The 8,977-nt window shown below is 53.0% G+C and carries 8 protein-coding genes and 1 pseudogene; 8 read left to right on the top strand and 1 reads right to left on the bottom strand.

Annotated features, from left to right (window positions below; all coding sequences use genetic code 11):
* The 6 genes and pseudogenes from QME66_11825 to QME66_11800 form a co-directional block, all read left to right on the top strand.
* On the top strand, positions 1 to 281 hold a 281-nt coding region (locus tag QME66_11825; GenBank protein ID MDI6809652.1), incomplete at its 5' end, for a transposase.
* Between the two features lie 96 nt (positions 282 to 377).
* A complete protein-coding gene (locus QME66_11820; protein MDI6809651.1) occupies positions 378 to 1,628 on the top strand; it encodes an IS256 family transposase in 1,251 nt (416 codons plus the stop codon).
* Positions 1,629 to 1,674: 46 nt separating this feature from the next.
* A pseudogene (locus QME66_11815) lies at positions 1,675 to 2,055 on the top strand (transposase).
* 213 nt (positions 2,056 to 2,268) lie between these two features.
* Entirely contained in the window at positions 2,269 to 2,814 is a 546-nt protein-coding gene (locus tag QME66_11810; GenBank protein ID MDI6809650.1) for a HAMP domain-containing sensor histidine kinase, read from the top strand.
* 491 nt (positions 2,815 to 3,305) lie between these two features.
* Positions 3,306 to 5,078: a long-chain fatty acid--CoA ligase gene (locus tag QME66_11805; protein ID MDI6809649.1), complete on the top strand. Its 1,773-nt coding sequence runs from the start codon at positions 3,306 to 3,308 to the stop codon at positions 5,076 to 5,078.
* The gene (locus QME66_11800; GenBank protein ID MDI6809648.1) at positions 5,075 to 6,157 is read left to right on the top strand and encodes an SDR family oxidoreductase; all 1,083 of its coding nucleotides are present in this window, start codon (positions 5,075 to 5,077) and stop codon (positions 6,155 to 6,157) included. Before QME66_11805 ends, QME66_11800 begins: the two co-directional genes overlap by 4 nt.
* Positions 6,158 to 6,182: 25 nt before the next feature.
* On the opposite strand, the gene QME66_11795 is transcribed toward QME66_11800, so the two are convergent.
* On the bottom strand, positions 6,183 to 7,010 hold the full coding sequence (locus QME66_11795; GenBank protein ID MDI6809647.1) for a lysophospholipase: 828 nt from the start codon (positions 7,008 to 7,010) through the stop codon (positions 6,183 to 6,185).
* A gap of 30 nt (positions 7,011 to 7,040) precedes the next feature.
* Here QME66_11795 and QME66_11790 point away from each other — a divergent pair, with 30 nt between their 5' ends.
* Together QME66_11790 and QME66_11785 are read left to right on the top strand one after the other, a co-directional pair.
* Complete coding sequence (locus QME66_11790; GenBank protein MDI6809646.1) at positions 7,041 to 7,175, top strand: hypothetical protein; 135 nt, start codon at positions 7,041 to 7,043, stop codon at positions 7,173 to 7,175.
* Positions 7,176 to 7,303: 128 nt separating this feature from the next.
* Positions 7,304 to 8,932 (top strand): hypothetical protein, encoded by a 1,629-nt coding sequence (locus QME66_11785; GenBank protein ID MDI6809645.1) that lies wholly within the window; start codon positions 7,304 to 7,306, stop codon positions 8,930 to 8,932.
* Positions 8,933 to 8,977 lie beyond the last annotated feature (45 nt).

The raw sequence follows: 8,977 nt of genomic DNA, 5'->3' as shown, positions 1-8,977 counted from the left end.
ATGGCGGGAAGGTACTGTTGCACCTGGCGATTGGAGACAAGGAGAGTGGAGCTTGTTGGGAGGCATTTCTGGAGGATATGCGCGAGCGAGGATTGGACGACCCTCTTCTAGCGGTGATTGACGGAAACGCCGGTGTTCGTAAGGCGGTGAGTCGGAAGCTGCCGAACACGCTGATTCAGCGTTGTCAGGTCCATAGGCTCAGGAACATAGTGAACAAACTTCCGCATGTAGCCAGGCCTGCGGTCAGGAAGCTTGTTCGCAAGGCCTTCGGTGAGATATAACCGAAAGGTGTGTAAATAAGTAGGAAGGCGGTGTACTCTTTCAGAAGTTTTTGGAATTAGGTGCCGGTGCGATCCGGCAGAAAGGAGTACACCACCGTGGGTAATGGAAGCAGGAAACCTGGGCATGAGTCAAGAGTTTCTTACGAGAATCTGGAGGGGTGGGCGAGGGAGAAGGTACAGGGGTTTATTCAGGATATTCTGGAGGAGGAAGTGACCGAGTTCTTGGGGCGGGGGAAATCGGAGCGTGTGGGTAAGGCGGTCGATGGTCCCGTGGGTTATCGTAACGGGCATGGCAAGACGAGGAAGTTTGCCATGATGAATGGGACGGTTATTGTCCGGCGTCCACGTGTCAGGGGAACGGATGAGGCGTTTGAGAGCCGGGTACTGCCGATTTTCAAGAGGAGGTCAAAAGAGCTCGGGGATGTGCTTCCGGATCTTTATCTTCACGGTCTTGCTTCGGGAGATTTTGAACTTGCGCTGAGGGGGCTGCTTGGGGATGGCGCTCCGCTGTCTCGTTCGTCGATCGTGAGGTTGAAGGCGAAGTGGCAGGTGGAGTACGAGGAGTGGAAGGACGCGGACCTCTCTGGTCTTGAGGTGGTGTACCAATGGGCTGACGGGTTGTACGTGAAAGCCGGTCTCGAGAAAGACAGGGCGGCTCTTCTAGTGATAGTGGTCGGGTTGAGCGACGGGAGAAAGGCGGTTGTTGCCTGCGAGAGCGGATACAGGGAGAGCAAAGAGTCGTGGGCAGGAGTTCTGAGGGATTTACGAGCGAGGGGGCTCAAACTTGGACGGCTGACCATTGCCGATGGGAATCTTGGGATCTGGGCTGCGCTGGGCGAACTTCACCCCGAGGGAACGGAACAACGTTGCTGGAATCACAAGATAGTCAATGTGCTCAATGCGTTTTCGAAGAAGGAGCAGCCAAAGGCCAGGGAATTCCTTCGACAGATGGCGTATGCCGGGACTCGTCGGCAGTGCGAGAAGTATCGGGATAACTTCATCGCGCGTTACAAGAGAAGTTATCCCAAGGCGACGGAGACGCTCTTAAGGGATTGGAGTCGAATGGTCACGTTCTATTCATTTCCCAAAGAGCATTGGCCCCACTTGAGAAGCACGAATGTGGTTGAGTCCCCCTTCGCACCTGTCCGTCTCAGGACTAACGCTGCCAGGCGCTTCAAGCGAGTGGACAACGCAGTCGCTATGATCTGGAAACTCCTGATGGTGGCAGAGAAATCTTGGAGAAGACTAAAAGGAACCGAGTTCTTGTCTGATGTCTATGAAGGCAAGAAATACGTTGATGGGTTACCAGAGAAAGAAACAAACGCCGGACTGAAGGAAGCCGCCTGATGACTATTTACACACCTATTGACACGAGCTCGCCTTCGGTGCTGCTCGCTACGAAGAGGGGCTTGCGCAGGCGCGCTCTGTGATCGAGCAGTACCGGGAGCAATTCCCCGCGGCGATGAAGTGTTTGGAGCAGGATTTGGAGGAATGTCTAACGGCGTTGAAATTCCCTTTTGCTCATCGGCTGCAGATTCGTAGTACGAATCTCTTGGAACGATTGTTTGGTGAGGGCAAGAGACGGACAAAGGTCATTCCCCGGTTCTCCAGTGAGGCAAGCGGATTGTCGCTGGTCTTCGCCGTCTTGGTGGATGCATCTGAGGGGTGGCGGGGAGTACGAATGAAACCCTACCTCGATGAGCGTCTCAAACAAATGGCCACTGACCCGGACAGCGAATGGGAGGACCCGGACCTGAGGAACGTCGCGGCCTAGAGACAATGGACGTCGTAATGGCCGGTCAGGGGGATATCTGGATACCTGTTGGGTTGAGATCTCTCGTCCTGGGGCATCCTGGAGAGCCGTTTCCAGAGCGTCAAAGAGAAGAAGGGCGAAACGATGCGAATTGAGAGAAGCCGGAAAGGAGGTGACGGTTCACCGGGAGGAGGCTATACCTGACCAATTTTACAGGAGAAAAAAGACTTGACCATGGAGCGGTCCTATGACCTTGTCAACCTGGTAGAAACATTGTTGAGTTTTACTACGATAAATGCTGAAGAGCTTAACCTGTCAAAGGAAACAATTGATTTAGAGTCTTATTTACCCTTGCTAATCGATCCTATGATTAAGTCAGAAAAAGATAGAAAGATAGAACTAAGTGTTGATTGCCAGCGAGGAATAAAATTAGATATAAATAGAGTTTATTTTGACCTTATCATCAGGAACCTCATAGAGAATGCTAATAAGTTTAATGATAAGGAGGTAATTAAGATTGTACTTACAGTAAATCAACTGCCTGGGGTCATAGAGATTTCGGTTTCTGATAATGGTCCTGGCATACCTCCTGAAGAGAAGGAGAAGATATTTGAAAAATTTTATCAGGTAGAGAAATATTTTGTCGGACAGGTAGATGGCTTGGGATTGGGTTTGGCGCTTGCAAAGCGATTGGTAAATGCGTATGGCGGCCAAATACAGGTAAAGTCAGAACTCGGTAAAGGTTCTACCTTCAGTTTTACGCTTCCCGCACATTCTTAGAATCTCCTCTAGATGTTTTGCAGCGGACAGGAATTTCCTTTTTGTGTTGCGTCCGTCGATCAATCAATTTTCTTAGGATTTGTTCTTTCTCCTGTCGTCGGGGATGATGAATCGTGACAAAAAAAGTGTGAAGTAAACTGAGGGGCGCCCGGGATATGATCTTGAGGTTGGTCAAGCTGCTTGGCATGACACGAAGGACAGAAGTTCCGGGTGTTCCAGGAGAAGACAAGGATGGATTCTGAACCACAATCTTGGCAGCGGATTCGGGCGAAACCGCATTTTGGGCTATCGCAGTCTGGATACTTCTTCATCACCGTCCTTCTCGAAGCGGCACTCATATGATAGAATGCAGCCATTAGGTAATTCAGTTGCGTGTCGTCGTACACATGCCTGCATGAGGAGGTTCGCTCATCCATAATTCGCATACATGCATTTCGGAATGTTCCCTTCCGGCGGGGCCCGCACCGGAGACTATATGCGACGCATTTTCGATGACTGCCCGGCGGCACCGGGGAAAAACTGCGTTATTGGTCAAGGATGAAAACGAGGCATACCGGGGCACTACGTTCGGGGATCTGGACGAGTGCAGCGACCGGCTTGCCGCCTCGCTCAGGGATCTGGGTGTTCAGAGGGAAGACAGGGTCGCTATCATTTCATACCATGGGCTCGAATGGGTGATTGCCGATCTGGCGATCCTCAAGCTTGGCGGGATCGTCGTGCCCATATACCATACTCTCTCACCCCAGGCGATGCGATATATCATGCTCGATGCAGGGTGCAAACTCGTCTTCGTCGAAAACGAAAAGCTCTTCAATTCGATAGACTCGATCAGGGACGATCTGCCGTCTCTCGTGAACGTCGTGGTTTTCAACGATCAGGGTGTCGGAGAAAAGGGACCCTTCATACAGTTCCGCGATCTCGTTGAAAAGGGCGATGGTAAGGGTGGTGGAACGCGGATCGACCTTCCTTCCGTATCTCCCGACGATACTGCGACCATCGTGTACACTTCGGGCACGACGGGGGAGCCGAAGGGGGTCGTACTCTCTCACCGCAATATCGTTTCAAACGCGCTCTCGGTCGCCCGAAGGTTCAACGTCGGTCCTGAAGACGTGTTTTTATCGTTTCTGCCTCTCTGCCACATGTTCGAAAAGACCTGCGGCTGCTACGCTATGCTGTTTAACGGTGTGACGATTGCATATGCGGGGGACCTTACGACCATCGTGAAGGATGTGCAGGTGATCCACCCCACGATTCTCATAACTGTTCCCAGGATAGTGGAGAAAATCTACGAAGCGGTCGAGCATAAGGTCCTGCAGGCCCCGTTTGTCCGCCGCAGGCTTGTTGCTGCTGCTATTCAGTGTCTGAATCGGCGCGCGAACCTCAGGTACAAAGGCCTGAAAGTGCCTGGTACGCTGAAAATCAGTTGTGCCATCTACGATCGTGTCGTGGCGTCCAAGTTCAGAAGCATCGCGGGCGGAAGGCTGCGTCTGCTCGTTTCCGGCGGCGCTCCTCTTGACCGGAAGCTCTCGAAAACCCTCTATGTGCTTGGGTTCAACATCCTCGAGGGTTACGGCCTGACTGAAACGTCGCCTGTCGTGGCGACCGCCTGTCCGGATGACAACCGGCTTGGATCAGTTGGCAAACCGCTCGATGGTTTGGAAGTCAAGATAGGCGTGAGCGAAGAGATCCTCGTCAGGGGACCGAATGTCATGAAGGGGTATTTCAACAAGCCCGAAGACACCGCGAAAGTGATCGACAGCGAAGGGTGGCTGCACACGGGAGACCAGGGCAGATTTGATCAGAATGGAAATCTCACCATTACCGGAAGAATAAAAGAGATCATAGTAACGTCGTACGGCAAGAAGGTGGCGCCCGTCCCGATAGAAACGGAGATAACGAAAAGCCCATTCATCGACCAGGTGTTGCTCCACGGGGATGGCAGAAAATGCCTCACCTCCCTGATCGCTCCTCAGCGGTGCACGCTGGAGCAATACGCGAGCGAACACAATATCGCCGCAGTCGATTATGAGGATCTGTTGAAAAATGACGAAATCAAGACGCTCATCTCGGCTCAGATCGAAAACGCGACCGCGGACCGTGCGCGCTACGAGAAAATCAAAGCATTCACGTTGATATCCGAAGGCTTCACCGTTGAAAATAGGCTGCTGACGCCGACGCTCAAACTCAGGAGAAAATTGATCGTTGAAAGATACAGGGACGAGATAGAGTCCATGTACTGCGAACAGGAAAAGAGGGAACCATGAAGGGAGAGCTGTTTCTAACGGGAGCAACCGGATACATCGGGGCGAGCCTCCTTCAGAAATGGTTGGCCAGTACGGACGCGAGACTGAATCTCCTGGTGCGGAGCAGGCGCGGAGTAAAGCCCCTGGAGAGAATATCCAAGGTGTTGCGGGAACTTTATCCCGATACGGAGACCAATTGCTTCTCCAGCAGAATAGAGTTGATCGAGGGTGATCTTTCGCATGATAGGTTTGGGCTGAAAGAACCGGAGTACAGGGATCTCGCCGCGAGAACGATGCATATCATCCATTGCGCCGCTGCGGCTCGATTTGATCTTGAGATTGAGGACGCGCGGAAGGTCAACGTGGGGGGCGCTCAAAATATTCTCGATTTCGCCAGGGTGTGCCCGGGGCTGAAGAAAGTAGATTATATCGGCACCGCCTATGTGGCCGGCAGGAGGAAGGGCATAATCAAAGAAGACGAGCTCGACGAGAAGCAGGAGCACAACAACACGTACGAGCGGAGCAAACTGGAAGCGGAAAAACTCGTCCGCGAGAACATGGACGCTCTTCCCCTGACGATTCTGCGGCCGAGCATCGTCATCTGTGACTCCAGAACTGGCCGCGCTTCGAGTTTCAACGGTTTCTACAGAGCTCTGCGATTGTACTGGCTCGGCCTGCTGAAGATTCTTCCGGGCCATACTTCGGGTCGCGTGGACCTCGTGCCTGTCGATTACGTGACTGACGCAATCTATGCGATCTCGACCAATGGGAAGAGCGCGGGCAATTGCTACCATGTCACGGCTGGGTCGGGGAACACGACGTCACTCGAACAGATCCGTGATCTCGCAAGCCGTCACTTCAGGAAGGAGCCCTTCGCAATAATCCCGCCGGAAGAGTTCATGGCATACATATCGAAGGCGGCGGATCGTCTATCGGAAGAAGAGCGCGAGATGATCGAGGAAGTCAAGCTGTACATGCCATACCTGACGGGCGGTCTTCTGTTTGACGACTCAAACACCAGACGTGATGCTGGTTTGGAAGTGCCGAGGGTTAGCGATTACTTCGGGAAAATGGCCAATTACATAATGGAACATGAGTGAACCGGGAGCGGTGGGCGCATCTGGATTATGACCTGCTTGCCAGCCACCCGGCCACGTAGTCGAGCACCTGCTCCTTCCCCGGTTCGTTGTGGACCTCGTGGTAATAGCCTTCCCAAACTTTCAGGGTACAGGAATCCCCGGCTCTCTCTGCGAAAGTGCGGCTGGCTTGCAGAGACGTGATGCGGTCTGAGTCGCCGTGCATGATCAGCATGGGCATGGAAAGCTCGGCCGCGTGCTCGATCGCCCAAGTTCCCGCCTGCAGTACTTTGTAGAAGCGAAGCGTGAGCCGATCGTGTACCAGCGGGTCGGTTTTGTACTTCCTGATGATCTCCTCATCACGCGACAGATCCCGGGCCTTGACCTCGTTGGTCAGGGGCATCGCCGGCAGCAGGCGACCTATGTACCTAGCGAGGAGTTTTTTCCAGGAGGGAGGTTCAAAGACCGTGCGCAGCATCGGCGATGATGCGATCACCCCCCTCAGCAGGGGATGACGGCGAAGAGCGTGATTGATGACCAGATTTCCACCCATGCTCTGGCCATAAAGGAAAAACGGGCGTTGTGGATAGGACCGGCTCCCTTCATTCAGGAGAATTGTGACATCGTCCATCAGCGCGGCATAATTCGATATGTGTCCGCGCTTCCCTTCCGATTTGCCGTGTCCGCGCAGATCAATGGCCAAAAGGGCATACCCCCGGCCAGCCAGATGATGAGCCATTGAAAAGTAGCGTCCGCTGTGTTCTCCGACTCCATGAATGAGACAAACGACTCCAATGGGTTCCTGTTCCGGTTCCCATCTCCGGGCGTGGAGTTTAACGCCGTCTTTCGCCCTCAATTTGAATTCGATGTGCCGCATCTGATCTGGATGGAGTATATATGTTCAGCCATGAATCGACAACGGCCATCAGGAGCCCTCGACCTCGTCGATGGTGACGGCCGCGACACCGACAACGAGCGGGGCAGGTACGGATTCTACGGAGGAATGCAAAATACGCTTGATTTTGGACGCATGATGAGGTAATATTGCTTTGAAACTGAGATAGCAGGCTGTGTTGTGAGACGATTGGTGGCGACATGAAGTGACCACCGTGATGTGCGTGTTTCCAAGAGCCAGGGGGAACACGCGTTTTCATTTTCCGGAGGCGGGCGATGAAGAAGATATTGGTGATAGTTTCCGTATTGATCTCAATATCGTGGCTGTGCGGCGTAAGCCTGGCCCGGCCTGTTAGTCAAATTCCGCAAGAGAGAATTGTGTCCGACGATACCCCATTCATAACGGTGGAGAAGGGTTCCTCGCACTACACCGGTCCTGATTTCTTTGCTTCCGGGGCAGCTGAGACTATCTGGTACGGCGGAACCCAAATTGTAGGCGGGAGGCCGTTTGCGGCAATCGGCGGGAAGTGGACATGGAATGCGTCTGGTTGGGGAGGGATACCTCACAGCGGTCTTTACCTGGATGGTTGGGTGAGCCGTGATATGCTCTATAAGACCGACGTGTACCATAGAGGAACCACGTATGGTGATGAGTACTTCAGAAGACATGACTTGTCTGATACTCCGTGCTTTCTGACGAAGCCTCCCCAGTGGGGAACCTATGTATTTTGGGCTGGACTGACCACGACCGAGGCAAATGCACTCTGCTGGGCTGCTGGTTCTGGCTACGGGGACAGTTGGGACCAGATTCTTCAGAACACGATTGCCCTGAGTGGTGATGCGGTGACGACGCTTGAGTTTGACTACGCATTCGACAGTGAGCTGGGCTACGATTCTTCCTCTGTTGAAATATCTGTCGGCACAGCCTGGATGAAGCTCTCCCAGGTAAATGGCGGTCGCGGAGGTTATTCAGGGGAGGGGAGTGGTCATGAGTCTGTGAATATCGGGCCGTATCTCACGGGTGCAGGGAGCTACGGTATCAGGTTCCGTTTTCATTCTGATGGTGGTTGGTCGGATGAGGATGGCCTGAACTGGACGAACTGCGGTGCCTTGATAGTTGACAACATCAAAATTGCTGAGCCCACGAATGGCGTCATCCACAGTTGTGATGCTGAGACTGGCAACTGCGGGTGGGAGTGGCAACCCTGGTGGGTCGGGCCAGGTGACTGGGTACATCTTGAATACAACCCGGTCATAGAGGATCCATGTATTGCCAGCGATCCAAGCTGGTGCCAGATGGGTGACAGCATTGTCACGATGTACGATATCGCAGCTCCGCCGACAGCGCCGCACAGAAGACTTCAGGAAAACTGGATAATCTCTCCCACGATACCAATCAAGGGAACGCCTGCAGAAGGTCTTCCGACCCACATCATTCAGTTCGAGAGATACGGGGATCTGCCTCAATACAACAGGGTTTACTATCTATGGTATGTGAGGTACTACCCATGGGATTGCGGCTTCGGTCCACGGTGGAGTCCATGGAGGAGCAATAACACCTACTACTACTCAGCCACAAAAAGCTGCGGTCTTTTTACCTCGGACTTTTCGGGAATTGTTCCATCTTGTGTTGACAGCGTTGAGATGGTAATAGCTACCATATGCCTGTGCTCTGGGTGGGACACGTATTGTACCTACCTCAACAACAAGACACCTTACTTTGATAATGCCCGGTTCGGTGTTGTGGGCAGCGCTCTTGCTTCCACGATCACTGACGTGGAATTGGAGAAATACCAGGATGTGTTTCCGGCCGATGGAACCCTCAATTGTACCTCTGCTGCAAACATCGGGATTCCACTTGGCCACGGCGCTTCGTATCTGGGTCTTGGCGATACGCTAGTGTAGTGCGTCATTAATATCTTGACATATAGACGTGCCTGCTGTATGCTG

This window comes from Candidatus Eisenbacteria bacterium (assembly GCA_030017955.1).
Taxonomy (GTDB): domain Bacteria; phylum Eisenbacteria; class RBG-16-71-46; order JASEGR01; family JASEGR01; genus JASEGR01.
This window is presented reverse-complemented; position numbering and strand designations above follow the sequence as displayed.